The organism is Kitasatospora sp. NPDC058406 (assembly GCF_042722765.1).
In the GTDB taxonomy this organism is placed as follows: domain Bacteria; phylum Actinomycetota; class Actinomycetes; order Streptomycetales; family Streptomycetaceae; genus Kitasatospora.
This window is the reverse complement of sequence record NZ_JBHXKE010000031.1, coordinates 1-21,245: the sequence shown is the minus strand read 5'-3', so window position 1 is coordinate 21,245 and position 21,245 is coordinate 1. Positions and strand designations below refer to the sequence as shown.

Below are 21,245 nucleotides of genomic sequence, written 5' to 3'. Positions count from 1 at the left end.
CGCCGCCGAGGCCGGGGCCCGCCCGATCAGTCGGGCGGTCCCCCGGCCTCGAACTCCGCGACACCCGTCCGGGCCAGGAGCACGATCGCCTCGGGGCCGAGGGCGGCGTCGACGGTCAGCCCGGGCTCGTCCTCCCGCAGCGGCTCCAGCGCGTCGTACTGGGAGCCGAGGAGGGCGGGCGGCATGAAGTGCCCGGTCCGCCGGGCGATCCGGGTCCGTGCGACCGCCGGGTCCAGAGCCAGGTGGAGGAACCACACGCCGGGCCCGGCCGCCCGCAGGAGCCGCCGGTACTCGTACCGGAGGGCGGAGCACGCGATCACGGCCCCTTCCCCGCGCTCCGTCGCCGCGCGGACCCGGGCCGCGAGGGCCTGGAGCCAGGGCCGGCGGTCCTCGTCGTCGAGCGCCTCGCCGGCCGACATCCGCGCGATGTTCCCGGCCGGCTGGAGGTCGTCGCCCTCCACGAACGGGACTCCCCGGCGTCGCGCGAGCAGGCGGCCCACGGTGCTCTTCCCCGAGGCGGCGACACCCATCACCACCACGACCGCCGGGGCCGGCGCCGGTGTCCCCATCCTGCTCCTCGTGGTCCTCACCCCGGGGGCACCTCCCCCCGCAGCACCCTCCCGCACCGCGGGCGGATCCGGTCCGTCCGCCGCCGCACGGGGCGACCGGTGCACCCGGACGGCCCAGCGACCGGACCGGTCAGGGGCCCTTCGGTGTCTGACCGGTCGGGCGCCGACGGGGAAGGACGGGCGGGCGGTACGCCCCGGGAGGGACGCCGCTGGGCCGGACGGCCCAGCGACCGGCGGGCCGAACCCCGACCCGCGGGCGGCGGCGGCACCGTGGCGCCGTACCGAACGGGAGCCCACGAACGGGAGACGACCATGGCCTCACCTGCGGACGAGCCGCGCTCGGAGCTGCCGCCCATCCTCCGGGGCCAGAAGGCCCTGGTCACCGGCGCGAACTCGGGGATCGGCAGGGCGACGGCGCTCGGGCTGGGCCGTGCGGGCGCCGACGTGGTCGTGAACTACGTCGCCGGCCGCGACGCCGCGGAGGAGGTGGCCGAGGAGATCAGGTCGTACGGCGTGCGGGCGTACGCACACGAGGCGGACGTCTCCGACGAGGGCCAGGTCGTCGCCATGGTCGGCCGGATGGTCGAGGAGTTCGGCACCGTCGACGTCCTGGTGGCCAACGCCGGGTTGCAGCGTGACGCCGCCAGCACCGAGATGACGCTCGACCAGTGGAACAAGGTCCTGGAGGTCAACCTCACCGGCCAGTTCCTGTGCGCGCGCGAGGCCGCGAAGGAGTTCGTGCGCCGGGGCGTCGTCCCGGAGGTGTCCCGCTCGGCCGGCAAGATCGTGTGCATGAGTTCGGTCCACCAGATCATCCCCTGGGCGGGCCACGTCAACTACGCGGCCTCCAAGGGCGGCGTCCTGATGATGATGCAGACCCTGGCGCAGGAGCTGGCCCCGCAGGGGATCCGGGTGAACGCCGTCGCGCCCGGCGCCATCCGCACCCCGATCAACCGCGACGCCTGGGACACCCCGGAGTCGGAGGCCGACCTGCTCAAGCTGATCCCGTACCGCCGGGTCGGCGACCCGGAGGACATCGCCCGTACGGTGGCCGTACTGGCCTCCGACCTGATGGACTACGTGGTCGGTGCCACGATCTACGTCGACGGCGGCATGACGCTCTTCCCCGGCTTCGCCACCGGAGGCTGACCCGCAGGTGGACACCGCGACCCAGCTCCTCGCCGGCACCCCGGCGCAGCTCCTCCCCGCCCGCGAGCTGATGGCGTTCACCCTCGCCTCGCACATCCTGCTGGTGCCGTTCGGCGTGGCGCTGCCGTTCATCACCCTGGTGATGCACCACCGCGGCCTGCGCCGGGGCGACGCGACGGCGCTGCTGCTGGCGCGGCGGTGGTCGGCCGTGATGGCCGTGCAGTTCGCCGTCGGCGTCGTCACCGGCACGATCCTGTCCTTCGAGTTCGGCCTGCTGTGGCCCGGCATGATGGGCCGCTGGGGAGACGTCTTCGGCCTCGGATTCGGCGTCGAGGCCTGGGCGTTCTTCCTGGAGGCGATCCTCATCGCGATCTACCTCTACGGCTGGCGCCGGCTGAAGCCGTGGACGCACTTCTGGCTCGGCGTGCCGCTGCCGCTCACCGCCCTCCTCGGCGCGTTCGGCATCATCGCCGCCAACTCGTGGATGAACACCCCGCAGGGCTTCACCCTCGACGCGGACGGCGATCCCGTGAACGTCGACGTCCGGCAGGCGATCTTCACCCCGATCTTCGGGCCGGAGTACTGGCACTTCACCGTCGCGATGTTCCTCACCGCCGGGTACGTCGTCGCCGGGGTCTACGCGGTCGGCTGGCTGCGCGGCCGCCGCGGCCGCTACCACCGTCTCGGTTTCACCGTGCCGTTCACCGTCGCCGCGGTCCTCACCCCCCTGCAGTTCTTCCTCGGCGACAACATCGCACGGCAGGTCTTCCAGAAGCAGCCGGTCAAGTTCGCGGCCACCGAGCTGGTCTGGGACACCGACACCCATGTGCCGGAGTACCTCTTCGGCCGCCTCCAGGAGGACGGCACCGTCAAGGGCGGCCTCAGGATCCCCCAACTCGACTCCGTGCTGGCCGGATTCAGGCCGGACACACAGGTCACCGGCCTCGCCTCGGTACCCGCCGCCGACCGCCCCACCGCCACCCAGGCCACCATCGTGCACTGGGCGTTCGACATCATGGCGACCATCGGCAGCCTCCTGATCGTGCTGGCCCTCTGGTACGCCTGGTGCTGGTGGCGCCGCCGCGACCTGCCGCGGTCCCGCTGGTTCTTCCGCTGCGCCGCCCTCGCCGGCGCCGCCAGCATGCTCTGCGTGGAGTGCGGCTGGATCACCACCGAGGTCGGCCGCCAACCGTGGATCGTCTACCAGAACATGCGCGTCTCGGAGGCGGTCACGCCGACCCGCGCGGCCTCCCTGTGGACGATGTTCGGCGTCGTCGTGGTGGTCTACGTCCTCGTCTTCGGGGCGTTCCTCACCGTGCTGCTCAAGATGCGCACCCGCTGGCGCCTGGCCGACGGCGGTGAGGCCGCGGCCGAGAACCCGGAAACGGACACCCCCTACGGCCCGCGCCACGAACCGGCCGGCGCCGGGGCGCAGCCGCCCCCTGCGGAAGCCGGTCCCGGGCACACCCCCGGAGGTGCCGGGTGACCGCCGACATCCTCTCCTGGGTGCTCCTGCTGGCCATCGCCGCCTACGCCTGCGGCGGCGGTGTCGACTACGGCGCCGGGTTCTGGGACCTGCTGGCCGGGGGCGCCGAGCGGGGTAGGCGCCCCCGGTGGCTGATCGACCACGCCATGGCACCGGTCTGGGAGGTCAACAACGTCTGGCTGGTCTTCGTCCTGGTGCTGATGTGGACGGGCTTCCCCGAGTTCTTCCAGACCGTCTTCACCGCCCTGTGGCTGCCCCTGGCGCTCGCCGCCGTCGGCATGGTCCTGCGCGGCGCCGGGTTCGCCCTGCGCAAACCCGCCCGCCTTCTCGCCGCCCGCCGGGTCTACGGCGCCACCTTCGCCGTCGCCTCCCTGCTCACCCCGTTCTTCCTCGGCACCGTCGTCGGCAGCGTCGCCTCCGGCCGGGTCTCCCCCGGCACCACCGCCTCCGCCGACGCCTGGGCCAACGCCACGTCGGTGACCGCCGGGCTGCTCGCCGTCTGCGCGACCGCCGTGCTCGGCGCGGTCTTCCTCACCGCGGACGCCCGCCGCTTCGGCGCCCACGACCTCGTCGGCCACTTCCGGCTGCGCGCCCGGATCGCCGTCGGGGCCCTGCTGGTCGTCGGCGCGGTGGGCCTCGTCGTGACCGCCGACGACGCCTCGTACGTGCACCACGGGCTCACCCACGGCTGGGGGCTGCTGCTCGTCCTGCTGTCGGCGGCGGCCGGAGCGGTCACCGTCGTCCTGGTCGGCGGGCCCGCCCCGGGCCGGGCCCGGTACAGCGCGGTGGCAGCCGTCGCCCTGGCGGTCGCCGCCTGGGGCGTCGCCCAGCGGCCCTACCTGGTGCCCACGTCACTGACCGTCCGTCAGGCCGTCGGGGCGAGTGCCACCCTGCAGTGGATGCTCGTCGTGTCGCTGGTCGCGCTGCTCCTGATCGGCCCGGCCGTGACCGTGCTCTACCGGCTCGACACGCGGGGCGTCCTGGAGCCGCTGACCGACGAGGACGTCGCGGGCTGACGGCGCTGCCGGGCGGTCAGCCCGCGGCGCCCGGGCCGAGACGGGCGAGGGTGTCCAGCAGCCGGTTCCGGTCGGCGAGCACCTCGGGCGGCAGCGAGACGTACAGCTGGATGGTGGTGACGCCGGGGCGGTGGTAGCGCAGGATCCGGCGGCGGCACTCCTCCGGCGAGCCGCTGACGAACAGCCCGTCGACCACCTCGTCCGGGAGCGCCCGCCGCGCGCCCTCGACGTCGCCCGCCTCCCAGCGCCGGTGGGTCTCGGCGAGGAGCTCGCCGTTCCCGAGCCACTCGTGGAACTTCCGGTACGGCTCCCGGTTGAGGATCCAGGCGAGGAACGGGCGGGTCGCGCGGCGCGCGTGCTCGGTGTCCTCGGTCGGGCAGACGAAGACCTTGACCACCAGCTCCTTTCCCGGCGGCTGCGGGCCGACGGCGTCCAGCACCTTCGGCACGTCCTCGGGGAACAGCAGGTTGGTGATCGCGCCGTCCCCCTCGGTGAAGCCGAGCCGCAGCATGCCGGGGCGCAGCGCGCCGAGGATCACCTTGACCGGTTCGGCCGGCGGCTCCGGCAGCCGGTAGCCGGCGATCGAGAAGGTGTCGAAGTCGCCGGAGACGTGCTCGCCGCGCAGGGCCCGGGTGACGAACCGCAGGACGTCCCGGGTGCGTTTGAACGGCTCGTCGAACGGGATGCCGTTGATGTCGGTGACATGGGCGGGCACCGAGGCCCCGATGCCCAGCAGTACGCGTCCGGAGGCGAGTTGGGCGAGCGTCGCGGCGGTCTGGGCGAGCACGGCGGGGCCGCGGGTGTGCACCGGCACGATGCCGGTGCCGACCCGCAGGCCCGGGGACCACGCGGCGGCGGCCGCCAGCGGGGTGAAGGCGTCGGAGCCGCCGCCCTCACCGGTCCAGACGTCGGTGTAGCCGAGGTCGGGGAGGCGTTCGACGAGGAAGCGGTGCCGGTCGAGGGACAGTCCCGGCAGCGGGAGGGTGATGCCCCAGCGGGGCGGGTCGTGCGGACGGGGCGGGTCGTGCGGACGGGGCGGGTCGTGCGGACGGGGCGGCGAGGTCATCGGGGCGGTCATCGGGGCGGTGGCCTTCCTGGGGCGGCCCGGTGCGGGCCGCCCCGGTGCGGTGCGGGGAGGGGAGGGGCGGGCTGCGCGGGGAGGGGCGGGGTTCAGCGGCGGACCCAGACCGTGGTCAGGTCGAGGAACCAGGACTGCGGCTGGACCAGGCCCTGGACCTTCGGCGCGAGCGCCCGCGGGTTGCGGTCGTTGACGACGAAGAGCCAGGGCGCGTCCTGGGTGACCAGCGAGAGCGCCGTGCGGTAGTCGGTGGTCCGCTTCGCCCGGTCGGGCGAGGCGGCGGCGGACGCCAGCAGGGCGTCGACCTTCGGGTTGCCGTAACCGCCCGTCCAGAAGGGGCTCTTGGAGCCGACGAACAGCGGCAGCAGCGCCTCGGACTGGAACAGGGTGGTGGACTGCGCGACGGCGTCCGAGCCGAGCGCGACCTGGCCCTTGGCCTCGGCCCCGATCAGCGTGCCCCAGTCGGTGGTGCGCAGTTCGACCTTGATGCCGACGGCGGCGAGGTCCCGCTGGAGGGCCTCCGCGATGGGGACGGGCAGCAGGTTTCCGGAGCCCGCGGTGGGGACGGTGACCGAGGTGGAGAAGCCGTTCGGGACGCCGGCCTCGGCGAGCAGCAGCCTGGCCTTGGCAGGGTCGTAGGAGTAGAGGTCACCGGCCGGGTCGTACGCGCCGGTGGCCCGGGGCGCGGCCTGGTAGGCGGGGTCGGCGGTGCCCTGGAGCAGCTTCTCGGCGATCGCCTTGCGGTCGATGGCGTAGTTGGCGGCCTGCCGGACCCTCGGGTCCTGCCACGGGCCCTTGGCGGTGTCCAGGATCCAGTACCAGAGGTGGTCGTAGCTGTTGGCGGCGATGGTGGCCCCGTCGGACTTCAGGGTCCGGATGTCGTCCGGGTTGGGGTACTCGATCCAGTTGGCTCCGCCGGAGCGCAGGGCCGCGGTCCGGGCGGCGGCGTCCGGGAGGGACTTGACGATCAGCCGGTCGAGCTTGGGGGCGCCGCGCCAGTAGGCCGGGTTGGCGGCGAGCTCGATCTGCTGTCCCTCGGTCTGCGAGACGAAGGAGAACGGGCCGGTGCCGACCGGGTGCTCGGCGAAGCCTGCGGAGCCGGTCTTCCGGACGGCGGTGGGGCTGGCGATGAGGACGTGTGCGAGGTCCTCGGGGAAGTGGCCGTTGGGGTCCTTGGTGACGAGCTCGACGTGGTCGGCGTCGGTCTTGCGGTAGGAGACGATCCCGCCCGCGTACTCCTTGGCGGCGGCGCCGAGCGCGTCGGTGTACTCGGGGCTGTTCCGGTCGAGGTAGCGGTCCAGGTTGAAGACCACCGCGTCGGCGTCGAACGGCGTGCCGTCCTGGAAGGTCACGCCCTTGCGGAGCCGGAAGGTCCAGGTCCTCGCGTCCGCGGCGACCTCCCAGGACTCGGCGAGGGCACCGGTGACGACCGGCGGCCGGTCGGTGTCCTTGAGCAGCTCGTAGCGGGTCAGGCCCTCGTAGATCTGGAAGCCGACCAGGCGCTTGCCCTCGAAGCCGGCGCCGCCGATGACGGTGTCGGGGTTGGGGAGCTTGCCGGTGGCCCCGATGACCAGGGTGCCGCCGCGCTCCGCACCGCCGCCCGTGTCGGCGGACCCGCCGGACCCCGGGCCGGACACGCAGCCGGTGGCGGCGAGCAGCAGGGCGGCGGCGGCCGGGAGGGCGGCGGCTCTGGAACGGACGGTGCGGTGGCGACGGTGCGTCATGGTGCTTCCTCGTTCGGTCTGCAGGTGTGCGGGGGGCTGCGGGGTGCGGGGGCTGCGGGTGCGGTGGGGGCGGGGTGCGGTGGGGGCGTGCGGGTCAGTCGGCGGGGTCCGGACGGGGGGCGTGTCCGGTGGCGGCTTCGAGCAGCGCGCGGGTGTAGGGGTGTGCGGGCGACTCCCAGAGGTCGGCGACCGGGCCCTCTTCCAGCACCCGCCCGGACCGCAGCACGAGCACCCGGTCGGCCAAGTGCCGGACGACCGCGAGATCGTGGGAGATGAAGAGGTAGCCGAGCCCGGTCCGTTCGCCGAGGCCGGTCAGCAGGTCCAGCAGCCGCAGCTGGGAGCCGAGGTCGAGCGCGGAGGTCGGCTCGTCGCAGACCAGCAGGTCGGGCCCGGGCGCCAGGGCCCGGGCGACGGCGACCCGCTGGAGCTGCCCGCCGGACAGCTCGCGCGGGTACCGGCGGGCCAGCGCGGGATCCAGCCCGACCTGCCGGAACAGCCCGGCGACCGCCTCCGCCAGTTCGGCCCGGGGCGTGCCGTGCAGCCGCAGTGCGAAGGCCACCGCCTCACCGGCCCGCAGCGCGGGGTTGAGCGAGCCGCGCGGATCCTGCGGGACGAACTGGAGCCGGGCCCGGACGGAGCGGTCCCGGGCGCCGCGCAGCCGGTACGGGTCGTGGCCGGCGAACCGGACGGTGCCCGCGTCGGGAGCGAGCAGGCCCAGGGCGAGCCGGGCCAGCGTGGACTTCCCCGAACCGGACTCGCCGACCAGGCCCACGGCCTCGCCGGGAGCGACGCTCAGGCTGACCCCGTCGAGGGCGGGCCGGCCGGCGAAGTGCCTGACGACCGAGCGGACCTCCAGCAGGGCGGGTGCGGGCTCGGTCATCGGCGGGCTCCGGGGTCGGCGGCGAGCAGGGCCGCGGTGAAGGGGTGCCCGGGCGCGGACAGCACCCGCGCGGCGGGCCCGGCCTCGACGACGCGTCCCTCGCGCATCACCGCGACGTCGCCGCCCACCCGGCGGGCCACCGCCAGGTCGTGGGTGACGAGCAGCAGCGCGATGCCGCAGTCGGCGCGCAGGGTGGCGAACAGGTCGAGGATCCGGCCGCGCACCAGCGCGTCCAGGGCGGTGGTCGGTTCGTCCGCGATCACCAGGTCGGGGCCGCAGGCGATCGCGACGGCGATCGCGGCGCGCTGCCGCAGCCCGCCGGAGAGCTCGTGGGGGTAGGCGCGGGCCACCCGTTCGGGGTCGGGGATCCCGGCCGTGGCGAGCAGCCGGACCACCGCGTCGCCGGTGGCCCGGCGGTCCCGGGTGATCCGGTGCCGGCGCAGCACCTCGGCGAGCTGGGGACCGATGCGGCGCAGCGGGTCCAGCGAGCCGCCCGGGTCCTGCGGGACGTAGCCGATCCGCCGCCCGCGCACCCGGGAGAGCGCGCGTTCGTCCCGGGCCGACAGCTCGGTACCGGCGAGGCTGATCCGCCCGGTGACGCGGGCGGACCGGCCGGGCAGGCCGATCAGGGTGCGGGCCAGGGTGGTCTTGCCGCTGCCGGACTCACCGAGCAGGACGAGCGCCGCGCCGGGTGCGAGCGCCAGCGACACCCCGTCCACGGCCCGGACCGGACCCGGGTGGACGACGGAGAGGTCGGTGACCTCCAGGAGGTCGGTCGGGCTCATCGGACGGTCTCCGGCAGCGCGCTCCACCCGGTGTCGCCGACCCTCCGGCGCAGGGTGTCGCCGAGGGTGTTGAAGACCACCGACACCAGCAGCACGGTGAGCGCCGGCAGCACCGCCACCCACGGGTGGGTGAGCAGGCTCGGCCTCAACTCGTCGATCATGGCGCCCCATTCGGCGGTGGGAGGTGCGACGCCGAGCCCGAGGAAGGAGAGTCCGGCGGCGTACACGACGGCGAGGCCGACGAGCGAGGAGCAGTACACGAGGACGACCGGGGCCACCACGGGCAGCACCTGCCGCAGGACGAGGGACGGCAGGCCGGCTCCGCTCACCCGGGCGGCCTCCAGGTACTCGGCGGTCCGGATCCGCCGCACCTCGGTGAAGGCGACCCGGGCGACGGCCGGGGTGAGGACCACGGAGAGGGCGAGCACGGTGGCGCCGAGTCCCGGCCGGAGCAGGGTGGCCACGGCGATGGCCAGCAGGACCCCGGGGAAGGCGTACAGCACGTCCAGTGTCCGCAGCAGGGCCTGTTCGAGCACCCGGCCGCCGAGGCCGGCCGCGATGCCCAGCAGGGTGCCCGCCCCGCCGGCGACGGCGACCGGGAGGAGCCCGGCGGTCAGCGACGTCCGGGTGCCCCAGACCAGCCGGCTCAGCATGTCCCGGCCCTGGCCGTCGGTCCCCAGCGGGTGGCCGGGGGCGCCTGGGTCCAGCAGGCGGTCCTGGAGGTGTCCGGCGGCGGGGTCGTACGGCGCGACCAGCGGGGCGGCCGCGGCGAGCAGCAGGAGCAGCACGACGGCGGTGACGGGCAGGGCGAGGGCCGTGCGGCGCAGCAGGGCCCGGGCCGGCCGGGCCGGCGGGAGCGGGGCCTTCGTCGGCGGGTCCTCCACCGGCGGGGGCGTCGGGGTCTTCGCCGGCGGGGGCGTCGGGGTCGTCCCGGGCATCGTCAGCTCCTCACCCTGGGGTCGATCAGTGCGTGCGCCGCGTCCACCAGCAGGTTGACGCCGACGAAGGCGACGGCCACCACCAGCACCCCGCCCTGGACGAGCGGCAGGTCGCGGGCGGACAGCGCGTCGTACAGCAGCCGGCCGAGGCCGGGCCAGGCGAAGAGCGTCTCCACGAAGACCACGCCCTCCAGCAGGTAGGCGAGTTGGAGCCCGCCGATGGTCAGCAGGGCGGGTGAGGCGTTGTGGACGCAGTGCCGCAGGACGGCCGCCCGGCTCAGCCCCCGGGCACGCAGCCCGTCGGCGAGCTCCCCGGCGAGCACCGTGCCGAGGGCGGTCCTGAACACGCGGGCGGTCAGGCCGAGCGGTACGAGCGCGGACGCCACGGCCGGCAGGACCAGGTGACGCAACAGGTCGGCCGGGCCGCCGTCGCCGAACGCGTCGTGCGTACCGCCGGCCGGCAGCCAGCGCAGCTGCACCGAGAGCACCGCGATCAGCACCAGGGCCACCGAGTACTGCGGGGCCGAGACGGCCAGGGTGGACAGCGCCCCGGAGAGCCGGCCGCCGGCCCCCCGCGCGCCGATCGCGCCGAGCAGGACCCCGCCGACCAGCACCAGGACGAAGGCCGCCGCCGTGAGGGTCAGGGTCTGCCCCAGCGCGGGCAGCAGCAGGTCGGTGACGGGCCGTTGGGCGGAGACGGACGTCCCGAGGTCGCCGGTCGCCGCGTGGCCCAACCAGGAGAGGTAGCGGACGGGAAGGGGCTCCTCCAGACCGAGGCGCCGGGCCAGTTCGGCGCGGGCCTCGGGCGGGGCCCCGGGGCCGAGGAAGGCGGTGACCGGGTCTCCGGGGACGAGGGCCACGGTGGCGAAGACGACGACGGTGACGCCGAGCACGGTGGGGACGGCGAGCAGCAGCCGGCGCAGCAGGAACCGGGTCATCCGCGGGCTCCCTGGCGCGGGGCGCCGGGCGGTCCGGCGACCGGCGGGTGGGCGGGGGCGGGCATCTGCGGGGGTTCCTTCCGGCTCCGGGCACTGGGTCCGGCCGGGGGCCGCCCCGGGTCGGCGCGGACCGGGCGGGGCGGGCCGTACGGGGTGGCGGTGGCGGCCCGGCGGCGGTGCGGGCGAACGGCCGGCGCCGCCGCCGGGGGCTCCGGCGGATGTCAGGAAGCCTGCGCGCCGCCGGGCCGGACAGCCAGTCAGGCGCTTGTGCTGTTACCGCTGGTCATAGGCTGCGGGCGCGGCCCGGGGGCGGGGGCGGCGCCGCCCCCGGCGGGCCGTCCGGCGCCCGTCGGAGCCTCGTCCGGGGCCCGTCCCGTACTCGTCCGGTGCCCGTCCGTGACCGTCGCGGCCGGGCCCGCCGGGGGCCCGGTCCTGCCCTTGACCAGCGGCGATCCCCGGTCCTAGGGTGGCGCCATGGCGTATCGGCGGACCGGCTTCACCCTGGCCGGCATCGGCGGCTCGTGGCACCGCAGGTGCTTCGACGAGCTCTGTCGTCCGCGCGCCGCGCGCTGACCCCGGGCCTCCGCCCGCTCCCCCGCGCCGGCGCCCCTCCTCACGACCCGTTCCCGGCGGCCGCCCGCGGTACGCCCCTCCGAGGAGCAGAACCCGTGTCAACCCCCGTCGCCGGCGCGGAACTCGGCGCCTTCCTGCGCGCCCACCGCGACCTCCTCAAGCCCGCCGACGTGGGGCTGACCCCGACCACGCGCCGCCGCACCCCGGGGCTGCGCCGCGAGGAGGTCGCCTCGATGGCCGGCGTCGGACTCGCCTGGTACACCTGGCTGGAGCAGGGCCGGGTGCCCGCCTCGCGGCAGGTGCTGGAGGCCGTCGCCCGGGCGCTGCGGCTCGACCCGGCCGGGCTCCGCTACGCGATGCGGCTGGCGGGCCACCACGACGCCGCCGCCCACGACGGCCCCGGGACGGACCGGCTCGCCGCCGCCGTCCAGCCCGTGCTCGACTCCTGGCCGGCCAGCCCGGCCGTGCTCGTCGACCGCCACTTCGACCTGCTCGGCTGGAACACCGCGTGGGCCGTGCTGTGGGGCCCGCCCGAGGCCGTGCCCGCGGACCGGCGCAACCTGATGTGGCTGATGGCCGTGGACCGCAGGCTGCGCGAGGTCCTGCACGACTGGGAGCCGCTGGCCATGAACGTCTTCCAGCACTTCCGCGCACAGGCCGGGCCGGCCCTCGCGGACCCCCGGACGGAGGAGGTCTACCGGCACCTGGACGCGGACGCGCCGGAACTGCGGCACTGGTGGGGATGCCACTCGGTGGCGGACCTGACCGCCCGCACCATCACCGTGGAGCCGACCGGCACCGGACCCGTCCGGCTGACCCTCTCCTCGTTCCACCCGGTGGACGACCCGTCGGCCCTGGTGCTGCTGCTCACCCCGGCCGACGCCGTCGGGCACCTGCGGATGGCGGCGCTGACCACCCGGGCCGGCGCCCCCGCCGCCGCCCCGGCAGCGGGCTGAGGACCCGGTCGCCGGGGCTCCCGGTTCGCGGCGCGCCGGCCGCAACGGGCGCGTCCGCCGGTCCTGGCCGATAGTGAGACCAAGGGATCGCCCAGACCTTGGACCGCACATGGACCGCTACCCTCCCATCGCCGAGCACGGCCTGATCGGCGACCTCCAGTGTGCCGCGCTGGTGACCTCGCGGGGCGTCGTCGACTGGTTCGCCGCTCCCCGGTTCGACTCCCCGAGCATCTTCGCAGCGCTGCTGGACCACGACCGCGGCGGCTACTTCAGGCTCGCGGACGTCAATCCGGACGCCACCTGCAAGCAGCTGTACTACCCGGACACCGCCGTCCTGGTGACCCGGTTCATGTCGCCCGACGGGGTGGGCGAGGTCATCGACTGGATGCCGCCGGACGCCGGACGGATCCCGAGCGGGCGGCACGCCCTGGTCCGCACCGTGCGCAGCGTGCGCGGCACCGTGCGCTTCGCCATGGAGTGCCGTCCCCGGTTCGACTACGGCCGGGCCACCCACTCCCTCGACCTCCGCCCCGAGATCGCCGCCTTCCGCGCACCGGGCGTCTGCGCGTACCTCCAGAGCACCTTCCCGGTCGAGCGGGACGGCGACGACCTGCGGGGCGCCGTCACGCTGAGCGTCGGCGAGTCGGCCGCGGTCATCCTGACCGTCTGCGACGCCGACGGCCAGAACCCGCCGCCGCCCCCGCCGCCCACCGTCGACGGGATCACGAAGCAGCTCTGGGAGGTCGCCGACTTCTGGCAGCGCTGGGTGCACGGCTCCAACTACCGGGGGCGCTGGCCCGGCATGGTCAACCGCTCCGCCATCACCCTCAAGCTGCTCACCTACGCCCCCACCGGCGCGCCGGTCGCGGCCGCGACCATGGGCCTGCCGGAGCAGGTCGGGGGCGAGCGCAACTGGGACTACCGCTACACCTGGGTGCGGGACGGCTCGCTCTCCGTCCGGGCCCTGCTCGACCTCGGTTTCGTCGAGGAGGCCACCGCCTTCACGCACTGGCTCGGTGACCGGCTGCACGAGGCGACGGGGCAGGGCAGCGAGCCGCTCCGGATCATGTACCGGGTCGACGGCGAACCGCTGCTGACCGAGGAGATCCTCGGCCACCTGGAGGGTTACCTCGGCTCCGCGCCCGTACGGCTCGGCAACGCGGCCTCCGACCAGTTGCAGCTCGACATCTACGGCGAGGCCATGTACGCCCTGTCGGAGGGCCGCGAGATCGCCACCCAGGCCGGCTACCGGGGCTGGAAGGTGCTCACCCGGACCCTGGACTGGCTGGCCGACTCCTGGGACCGCCCCGACGAGGGCATCTGGGAGACCCGCGGCGGCCGGCAGGACTTCACCTACAGCCGGGTGATGTGCTGGGCCGCCTTCGACCGCGGCCTGCGCCTGGCGGACGCCTTCCGCCGGCCCGCCGACACCGACCGCTGGACGAAGGCCCGCGACGCCGTCCTGCTCCAGGTCATGGAGCGCGGCTGGAGCGAGGAGGACCGGGCCTACGTGCAGCACTACGGCGGCGACGCCGTGCTCGACGCCTCGCTGCTCCTGATGCCCCGGGTCGGCTTCGTCTCGCCCCGGGACCCGTCCTGGCTGTCCACACTCGACGCGATGGACCGCACCCTGGTCTCCGACAGCCTCGTCTACCGCTACGACCCGGCGGCCTCCCCGGACGGGCTGCGCGGCTCCGAGGGCACCTTCAGCCTCTGCACCTTCCTCTACGTGGACGCGCTGGCCCGGGCCGGACGCCTGCGACCGGCCCGGTACACCTTCGAGAAGATGCACACCTACGCCAACCACGTCGGCCTGTTCGCCGAGGAGATCGGGCCCAGCGGCGAGCAGCTCGGCAACTTCCCGCAGGCGTTCACCCACCTGTCGCTCATCATGGCGGCCTGCACCCTCGACGAGGCCCTGGACCGCCGGTCCGGCTGACCACATCTTCGGAGACGGCCGGTACGGTGCGCCCGTCGACCGCACGGTGAACGCGGCCGGGGGAAGGCTCGCGACCCAGTCGTCCACCTACGAGGGGTCCTCCGAGCGGGCGGCGGGGCGGGCGGTCGACGGCGCGACCGGTGGGCCCATCACCCACGCCGACCTCGACGCGAACGCGTGGTGGCAGGTCGACCTCGGTTCGGTGCGCCCGGTCAGGGGCGTCCGGATCCTGCCGCCCGTGCCCCGGCCCGGGGAGCCCCGTCCCTTTCCGGGCCGGCCCGGGTACCGCCGCACAGCCGGCCGACTTGTCCAGCCAACCCGTGTCGATGTTCTCCCCCTGTTCACGTCCGGACCGCCCGTCGAGGGCCGACAGGACACCGGTCGGGCCGAATCTGGGCTGGCCGCCGCCCCCCTCACCACCGTGACTCCGGCCACCACCCCCGGAGACGCGCAGGCCACCACCACCGTGCCGACCGGCTCGGCGGACCGCTCTTCCGAGGAGGTGCCGGCGGACACCCCCATCGATAGGAGTAGGTCCGTGGAGCGACGTATCGGACGTCGGAAGTTCCTGGTCGGCGCGACGGCGGCGGCGGCCGCCACCGGTGCGGGCTGGCCGGTGCTCGGGAGGGCCGGTGCGGCCCAGGCGGTGCCTGCGGCGGCGGTGCAGGGGGCCGTGGATCCGCGTCTGGCCCCGGTGAAGCACGTGGTGATCCTGATGCAGGAGAACCGCAGCTTCGACCACTACTTCGGCCTGCTCAAGGGCGTGCGCGGCTTCGGCGACCACAGCGTCGTCGACCTGCCCGGCTCCACCTCCGCACCCTCCGGCCGGACGGTCTTCCAGCAGCCGAAGGGCAGCGGATCGATCCTCCCCTGGCCGCTGAGCGGCGGCTCGAACACCTGGGAGCGCTCCGAGTGCAAGGTCGACGGCGGCGGGCACGCCTGGAGCGACCAGCACAACGCCTGGAACGGCGGCCGGATGAACAACTGGTACGCCGCCAAGAGCAGCACCGGCATGACCATGGGCTACCACTCCCGCGCGGACATCCCGTTCAACTACGCGCTCGCCGACGCCTACACGATCTGCGACGCCTACCACTGCTCGTCGATGACCGGGACCGGGCCGAACCGCAACTACCTGTGGTCGGGGTCCATCGGCGCCGGTCTGCCGGGCGCGAACCGGGTCAGCCACAACGGCGGCGACTTCCGCCGCAGCGGGCAGAACTGGCAGACCTACGCGCAGGCCCTGCAGCTGGCGGGCATCGACTGGAAGGTGTACCAGGTCTACGACAAGGCCGGTGACCGCAACTACGGTGACAACGCCCTGGAGTACTTCGCCCCCTTCATGACCTCCGACCCCGCCAAGGACGGCACGGGGGACAAGGCCCTGTGGCAGCGCGGCGTGGCCGGGGTCCCCTACAGCGGCGGCGACGTGGCAGACGCCCTGGTCGCCGCGCTCCGCGCCGACGTGGCCGCCGGGACGCTGCCGAAGGTCTCGTGGATCGTCACGGACTACGCCAACTCCGAGCACCCCAGCGCCAGCCCCAGCGTGGGCGCGACCATGACCAAGCGGGTGCTGGAGGCCCTCGACACGAACCAGGACATCTTCAACTCCACCGTCTTCCTGCTCACCTACGACGAGAACGACGGCTTCTTCGACCACGTCCCGCCCGCCGTCCCCGCCAACACCGGGGACACCACCGAGCACGTCAACGGCCTGCCGATCGGGCTCGGCTTCCGGGTGCCGATGACCATCGTGTCGCCCTGGACCCGCGGCGGCCGCGTCAACTCGCAGGTCTTCGACCACACCTCCGTCCTGCGGTTCCTGGAGGCCTGGACCGGCGTGCAGTGCCCCAACATCAGTGCCTGGCGCCGCGCGGTCTGCGGTGACCTCACCTCGGCCTTCGACTTCGACAACCCGGTCTTCGGCCCGCTCCCCGCCCTGCCCGCCGTGGTCCCCGCCGGCCACTCCCTGATGACCGGCACGGCGTGCAGCACCACCAGCGCCCCCACGCCCCCCGCGAGCGGCACGCTGCCCGCCCAGGAGCCGGGCAACAAGGCCGCCTGCGCGCTGCCCTACCAGACCAACGCCTACCTGGACCGCTACGAGGGCACCGACGCGGGCGGCACCCAGAAGATCTGGGTCGCCATCGAGAACCTCGGTGCCCAGGCCACCGGCGCCGCCCACTTCGCCGCCTACGCCAACGCCTACCGCGGCGGCGGCCCCTGGCAGTACACCGTGGGGCCGAACGCCGCCACCGCCGACTTCTTCAACATCGGGGGCGGCTACGGCAGCGGCAAGTACGACCTGACCGTCGTCGGCCCCAACCGGTTCCTGCGCCGCTTCAAGGGCAACACCGGGGCGGGCAGGGGCCGGTACGCCAGGGTGAAGAGCTGGTTCGCCCCCCACAACGACCCCGTCGCCCTGTGGTTCCAGCTCCGCAACGACAGCCCGGCCGACACCGCCGTCTTCACCATCACCTCGAACCACTACCGCACCGGCACCTGGACCTACACCGTCGGCCCCGGCCAGGCCGTGGACGACTACTTCAACCAGGTCAGCAACGGGCAGGGCTGGTACGACTTCACCGTCACCGTCAACAACGACCCCGCCTGGTCCCAGCGCTTCGTCGGCCACATCGAGACCGGCCGGCCGAGTACGACCGGCTCCGTCGCCTGACACCCGCGCACCGCGGACGACGACTCCGGGCCGGCGGGTGGGGTGACGACTCCACCCGCCGGCCCGGGCCGTCCGTCCCCCTGCTACGGCCGGGCCCGGCGGCCCGCCGGCGGCGCGCTCACCGGGCCCGCTCGACCCTCCGCTCGTCCCACACCGGCTCGGGCGTCTCCCGCACCACGCCGTCCGAACCGAACACCAGGAACCGGTCGAAGGACCGGGCGAACCACCGGTCGTGCGTGACCGCCAGGACGGTGCCCTCGTAGGACTCCAACCCCTCCTGGAGGGCCTCCGCCGACTCCAGGTCCAGGTTGTCGGTCGGTTCGTCGAGGAGGAGGGCCGTGGTGCCCGCGAGTTCCAGCAACAGGATCTGGAACCGGGCCTGCTGACCGCCCGACAGCTTCTCGAAACGCTGCTCCGCCTGCCGTTCCAGCTCGTACCGCCGGAGCACCGACATCGCGCCGCCGCGGTCCTTCGCGTGCTCGGCCCACAGGATGTCGAGCAGGCTGCGCCCCAGCAGCTCGGGGTGGGCGTGGGTCTGGGCGAAGTGGCCGGGCAGCACCCGGGCGCCCAGCTTCCAGTCACCGGTGTGGGCCACGTCCTCGCCGGCCAGCAGCCGGAGGAAGTGGGACTTGCCGGAGCCGTTCGAACCGAGCACCGCGACGCGCTCGCCGTAGAAGACCTCCAGCGAGAACGGCCGCATCAGGCCGGTCAGTTCGACGTGCCGGCAGGTCACCGCCCGTACACCGGTACGCCCGCCCTGCAGGCGCATCCGGATGTCCTGCCGGCGGGGCGGCTCCGGCGGCGAGCCGATCTCCTCGAACTTCCGCAGCCTGGTCCTGGCCGCCTGGTAGCGGGAGGCCATGTCGTCACTGCGCGCGGCGTACTGCTGCATGTCGTGCACGAGCTTCTTCAGCTGGGCGTGCTTGTCGTCCCAGCGCCGGCGCAGCTCCTCGAACCGCTCGAACCGGGCCTGCCGGGCCTCGTGGAACGTCCCGAAGCCGCCTCCGTGGATCCACACCGTGGATCCGGCCGGACTCGGGTCCACCGCGACGATCTTCTCCGCGGCGCGGGCCAGCAGCTCGCGGTCGTGGGAGATGAAGAGGACCGTCTTCGAGGTCTCCTTCAGCTGCTTCTCCAGCCAGCGCTTGCCGGGGACGTCCAGGTAGTTGTCCGGCTCGTCCAGCAGCAGGACCTGGTCCGGACCGCGGAGCAGCGCCTCCAGCACCAGCCGCTTCTGCTCCCCGCCCGAGAGCGTCCGCACGTCCCGGAACTGGGCCCGGTCGTAGGGCATGCCGAGGGCCGCGGTCGTGCACATGTCCCAGAGGGTCTCGGCCTCGTAGCCCCGGGCCTCCGCCCAGTCGCTGAGCGCCTGCGCGTACTTCATCTGCGCGGCCTCGTCGTCCACCGTCATGATCAGGTGCTCGGCCTCGTCGACCGCCGCCGCCGTCTTCCTGATCCGCGGCGGCGCCACCGACACCAGGAGGTCGCGGACGGTGCGTTCGTCCCGCACCGAGCCGACGAACTGCGACATGACACCGACGCCGCCGCTGGAGGTGACCGTCCCGCTGTGCGGCTGCAGTTCCCCCGAGAGCAGTCTGAGCAACGTCGTCTTGCCGGCCCCGTTGGCGCCGACCAGGGCCACCACGGCCCCGTCGCCCACGTGGAACGACACGTCACCGAGCAGGATCCGCCCGTCTGGCAGGTAGTACTCCAGATGCGAGGCTTCCAGGTGTCCCATGGTCCACGATCCTTCCTAACCGCGCGGGGGCGGCGCAAGTCGATTGCGGGGCCCCCGACCGCCCCGGAGGTGCGGATTCGAACAGCCCGCGCACGTCGGACGTGACCGAACGTAGGGGGATCTGAGGGGTTAGAAGCGGACTACCGGACTGCTAACTTCCTGTAAGAAGCCTGCACCCGTCGCCCCCTTCACCGGCAGCAACACCCGGCAACTGCACCGGCCCGTCCCCCGCCGACCGGCCCCGCCCACGGGTGTGCGGCGGCCCACCGGTTCCCCGCCCTGCGCCGGCCCCGCCGTCCCGGCCCTGCAGAGCCACCGAGACCTTCAGAACAGGAGTACGCCGTGGCGCTCGACACCGCACCGAACGCGATTCTGGAAGGCGGCCCCGCGGAGGCCTTCCCGGAGCACGAACGGCTCCGCTTCCTGGACGCGGAGCAGCACGTCCTCAAACTGCCGCGCGGGAACCGCTACGAGCACTTCCGCCGCTCGCACCGGACGGTCCGTCACCGGACGTCCGAGCTGCGGGTGTTCGAATGGACGGGTTCCACCTTCGTGGCGGAGTAGCCCGCGGCGCGAGGCCGCCTCGGTCCCGGTGGGGACGGGGGCGGCCTCGTGCTGCGCCCGGGCGCTGCGGCGGGCGCGGCGGGGCGGGGCGCCTGCTCAGAGGTCGACGGGGGCGCCTGCCGCGTCCTGCTCGCGGTCGTACGCCGCGCGGGACGAGGCGATGGCGTCACGGTGGCGCTCGGCCCAGGCGGTGAGACCCGTCAGCGAGGTGTAGAGCTCGTCGGCCATCGCGGTGGCCCGGTACTCCACCTTGGGCGGCACGGTCGCGTAGACGGTCCGCACCAGCAGGCCGTCCCGTTCGAGGTTACGGAGCGTCAGGGTGAGCATGCGGCGGCTGATGCCGGGGACGGCCCGTTCGAGCTCGGTGAAGCGGACCGGGCCGTGGCTGAGGTTGAGCAGGATCCCGATCGCCCACTTGCCGCTGATCCGGTTCAGCGCCTCCAGGACGGTGCACACCTCACGCTCGGCGCCCGGGGCTCCGACCGCCTCGATCACATCGGTGTTCCCTTGGAACATGAAAGTGCCTCCTTACGAGTGGACTTGATGGTCACACATGATGGGCGCTGTAACAAGAAGTGCCCTCAGGGAGCGCGGGCGCCACCGGGCGCCCCTCCCTGCCATTCCCCCGAAGGAATCCGATGACCACGCATGCCCCGCCGTCCCTCCAGCCATCCAGGTCACGCTGGTTGGCGCTGGGGGTCCTCTGCACCGGCAACCTGATGATCATCCTCGACGGCTCCATCGTGACCGTCGCCCTGCCGACCATCCAGAACGACCTGGGATTCACCCAGTCGGGCCTGGCCTGGGTCGTGAACGCGTACCTCATCGCCTTCGCCGGGCTGCTGCTGCTCTCCGGCCGGCTGGGCGACCTGCTGGGCGGCAAGCGCGTCTTCGCCTGGGGCCTGGGCCTGTTCACGGCCGCCTCGCTGGCCTGCGGCCTGGCCTCCACCTCGACGGCGCTGGTGGTGTTCCGGTTCGTCCAGGGCGTCGGCGGCGCGCTCGCCTCGGCGGTCGTCCTCGGCATGATCATCACCCTGTTCCCCGACGCCGGTGAGCGCGGCAAGGCACTGGCGGCGTACGCGTTCGTCTCGGCCGCGGGCGCCTCCCTGGGCCTGATCCTCGGCGGCGTGCTGACCCAGAGCTTCAGCTGGCCGTGGGTGTTCTACGTCAACGTGCCGATCGGCCTGGCGGCGCTCGTCCTGACCCAGCGGGTGGTCCCCGGGGCGAAGGGGCTCGGACTGCGCGAGGGCGCCGACCTGATCGGCTCCGTGCTCGCCACCGGCGGCCTGATGCTGCTGGTCTACACGATCATCAAGGCCGAGGAGTACACCTGGGGCGACATCCGCACCCTCGGTCTGCTGGCCGGCTCGCTGGCGCTGCTCGCCGGGTTCGTCGTCCGCCAGGCCTACGCGGACAAGCCGCTGCTGCCGCTGCACATCTTCCGCTCGCGGTCGGTCTCCGGCGCCAACACCATCATGGTGCTGATGGTCGCCGGTCTGTTCGGCTACCAGTTCTGCACCGCGCTCTACTTCCAGAACGTGCTGGGCTACGACGCGCTCAAGACCGGCCTCGCCTTCCTCCCCGCCCCGGTCACCATCGCCGTCGTCTCGCTCGGCTTCGCGGTGAAGCTGAACCAGCGGTTCGGCCCGCGCCAGGTGCTGGTCGGCGGCCTCCTGCTGGTGGCGGCGGCGCTCGCACTGCTGGCCCGGGTGCCGAGCGACGGCACCTTCCTCATCGACATCGTCCCGCCGTTCGTCCTGCTCGGCCTCGGCTTCGGTGCGGCCATGCCCGCGCTGATCGGCCAGGCCATGTCGGTCAACTCGCCGAACGACGCCGGTATCGCCTCCGGTCTGGTGAACACCACCCAGCAGGTCGGCGCCTCGATCGGCACCGCCGTGCTCGCCACGGTGGCCGCCTCCCGGACGGCGACGCTCCTCGGGGAGCAGCGCAGCCCGGCCGAGGCGCTCACCGGCGGGTTCCACCTCTCCTACGGTCTCAGCGCCGTGTTCGTGGGCATCGCCGTCCTGGTGGCCGCCTTCGTCCTGCGCAGCCCCGCGTCCGAGCCCGCCCCCGCCGCGGCGGAGGGTGCCGAGGACGCTCCCGGACCGGACCTCAAGTCTGCGGATTCCCCCGTGCCGCAGATCTGACGGTCCCGGTGCGGGCGGTGCGGCCCCCCGAACCGCCGCACCCCCCCCCGCGGGTGGGTCGCCGGGGGGACCACACCCGAACCACCCC

Annotated in this window: 17 protein-coding genes; 8 read left to right on the top strand and 9 right to left on the bottom strand. The window is 74.0% G+C overall.

Features of this window, described 5'->3' with window-relative positions; genetic code table 11:
• Positions 1-26 precede the first annotated feature (26 nt).
• Positions 27-569, bottom strand: coding sequence for a gluconokinase (locus ACFWOG_RS09080; protein WP_329952856.1), 543 nt, complete (start codon positions 567-569; stop codon positions 27-29).
• 312 nt (positions 570-881) lie between these two features.
• Between ACFWOG_RS09080 and ACFWOG_RS09075 the strand changes: the two genes are divergently transcribed.
• The 3 genes from ACFWOG_RS09075 to ACFWOG_RS09065 all read left to right on the top strand — a co-directional run bounded on the left by ACFWOG_RS09075 (position 882) and on the right by ACFWOG_RS09065 (position 4,220).
• Complete coding sequence (locus ACFWOG_RS09075; RefSeq protein ID WP_329881625.1) at positions 882-1,718, top strand: SDR family oxidoreductase; 837 nt, start codon at positions 882-884, stop codon at positions 1,716-1,718.
• Positions 1,719-1,788: 70 nt separating this feature from the next.
• On the top strand, positions 1,789-3,204 hold the full coding sequence (locus ACFWOG_RS09070) for a cytochrome ubiquinol oxidase subunit I (RefSeq protein ID WP_380356325.1): 1,416 nt from the start codon (positions 1,789-1,791) through the stop codon (positions 3,202-3,204).
• Positions 3,201-4,220 carry a cytochrome d ubiquinol oxidase subunit II gene (locus tag ACFWOG_RS09065; protein WP_380356280.1) on the top strand — a complete coding sequence of 340 codons (1,020 nt, stop codon included), beginning with the start codon at positions 3,201-3,203 and terminating at the stop codon, positions 4,218-4,220. Before ACFWOG_RS09070 ends, ACFWOG_RS09065 begins: the two co-directional genes overlap by 4 nt.
• Before the next feature lie 16 nt (positions 4,221-4,236).
• Here ACFWOG_RS09065 and ACFWOG_RS09060 read toward each other — a convergent pair whose 3' ends face one another.
• The 6 genes from ACFWOG_RS09060 to ACFWOG_RS09035 form a co-directional block, all read right to left on the bottom strand.
• A complete protein-coding gene (locus tag ACFWOG_RS09060) occupies positions 4,237-5,298 on the bottom strand; it encodes an LLM class F420-dependent oxidoreductase (RefSeq protein ID WP_380356277.1) in 1,062 nt (353 codons plus the stop codon).
• 92 nt (positions 5,299-5,390) lie between these two features.
• Entirely contained in the window at positions 5,391-7,022 is a 1,632-nt protein-coding gene (locus tag ACFWOG_RS09055) for an ABC transporter substrate-binding protein (protein WP_380356274.1), read from the bottom strand.
• 94 nt (positions 7,023-7,116) lie between these two features.
• Entirely contained in the window at positions 7,117-7,902 is a 786-nt protein-coding gene (locus tag ACFWOG_RS09050; RefSeq protein ID WP_380356271.1) for an ABC transporter ATP-binding protein, read from the bottom strand.
• Positions 7,899-8,687: an ABC transporter ATP-binding protein gene (locus ACFWOG_RS09045; protein ID WP_380356268.1), complete on the bottom strand. Its 789-nt coding sequence runs from the start codon at positions 8,685-8,687 to the stop codon at positions 7,899-7,901. The genes ACFWOG_RS09050 and ACFWOG_RS09045 overlap by 4 nt, the downstream gene beginning before the upstream one ends.
• Complete coding sequence (locus ACFWOG_RS09040; protein WP_380356265.1) at positions 8,684-9,625, bottom strand: ABC transporter permease; 942 nt, start codon at positions 9,623-9,625, stop codon at positions 8,684-8,686. Before ACFWOG_RS09040 ends, ACFWOG_RS09045 begins: the two co-directional genes overlap by 4 nt.
• A 2-nt stretch (positions 9,626-9,627) precedes the next feature.
• Complete coding sequence (locus ACFWOG_RS09035; RefSeq protein WP_380356262.1) at positions 9,628-10,563, bottom strand: ABC transporter permease; 936 nt, start codon at positions 10,561-10,563, stop codon at positions 9,628-9,630.
• 668 nt (positions 10,564-11,231) lie between these two features.
• On the opposite strand from ACFWOG_RS09035, the gene ACFWOG_RS09030 reads away from it, so the two are divergent.
• From ACFWOG_RS09030 to ACFWOG_RS09020, 3 genes are all read left to right on the top strand, one after another.
• The gene (locus ACFWOG_RS09030; protein ID WP_380356259.1) at positions 11,232-12,092 is read left to right on the top strand and encodes a helix-turn-helix domain-containing protein; all 861 of its coding nucleotides are present in this window, start codon (positions 11,232-11,234) and stop codon (positions 12,090-12,092) included.
• A gap of 109 nt (positions 12,093-12,201) precedes the next feature.
• Positions 12,202-14,031, top strand: a complete 1,830-nt coding sequence (locus ACFWOG_RS09025) for a glycoside hydrolase family 15 protein (RefSeq protein WP_355406539.1) — start codon at positions 12,202-12,204, stop codon at positions 14,029-14,031.
• 538 nt (positions 14,032-14,569) lie between these two features.
• Positions 14,570-16,708, top strand: coding sequence for a phosphocholine-specific phospholipase C (locus tag ACFWOG_RS09020; protein WP_380356256.1), 2,139 nt, complete (start codon positions 14,570-14,572; stop codon positions 16,706-16,708).
• A gap of 118 nt (positions 16,709-16,826) precedes the next feature.
• Here ACFWOG_RS09020 and ACFWOG_RS09015 read toward each other — a convergent pair whose 3' ends face one another.
• Positions 16,827-18,446: an ABC-F family ATP-binding cassette domain-containing protein gene (locus ACFWOG_RS09015; RefSeq protein WP_380356254.1), complete on the bottom strand. Its 1,620-nt coding sequence runs from the start codon at positions 18,444-18,446 to the stop codon at positions 16,827-16,829.
• Between the two features lie 342 nt (positions 18,447-18,788).
• Here ACFWOG_RS09015 and ACFWOG_RS09010 point away from each other — a divergent pair, with 342 nt between their 5' ends.
• Positions 18,789-19,010, top strand: a complete 222-nt coding sequence (locus ACFWOG_RS09010) for a DUF5988 family protein (RefSeq protein WP_329952845.1) — start codon at positions 18,789-18,791, stop codon at positions 19,008-19,010.
• A gap of 96 nt (positions 19,011-19,106) precedes the next feature.
• Here ACFWOG_RS09010 and ACFWOG_RS09005 read toward each other — a convergent pair whose 3' ends face one another.
• Positions 19,107-19,526, bottom strand: a complete 420-nt coding sequence (locus ACFWOG_RS09005; RefSeq protein WP_329881612.1) for a helix-turn-helix domain-containing protein — start codon at positions 19,524-19,526, stop codon at positions 19,107-19,109.
• Positions 19,527-19,648: 122 nt separating this feature from the next.
• Here ACFWOG_RS09005 and ACFWOG_RS09000 point away from each other — a divergent pair, with 122 nt between their 5' ends.
• On the top strand, positions 19,649-21,157 hold the full coding sequence (locus ACFWOG_RS09000) for an MFS transporter (RefSeq protein WP_329952844.1): 1,509 nt from the start codon (positions 19,649-19,651) through the stop codon (positions 21,155-21,157).
• Positions 21,158-21,245 lie beyond the last annotated feature (88 nt).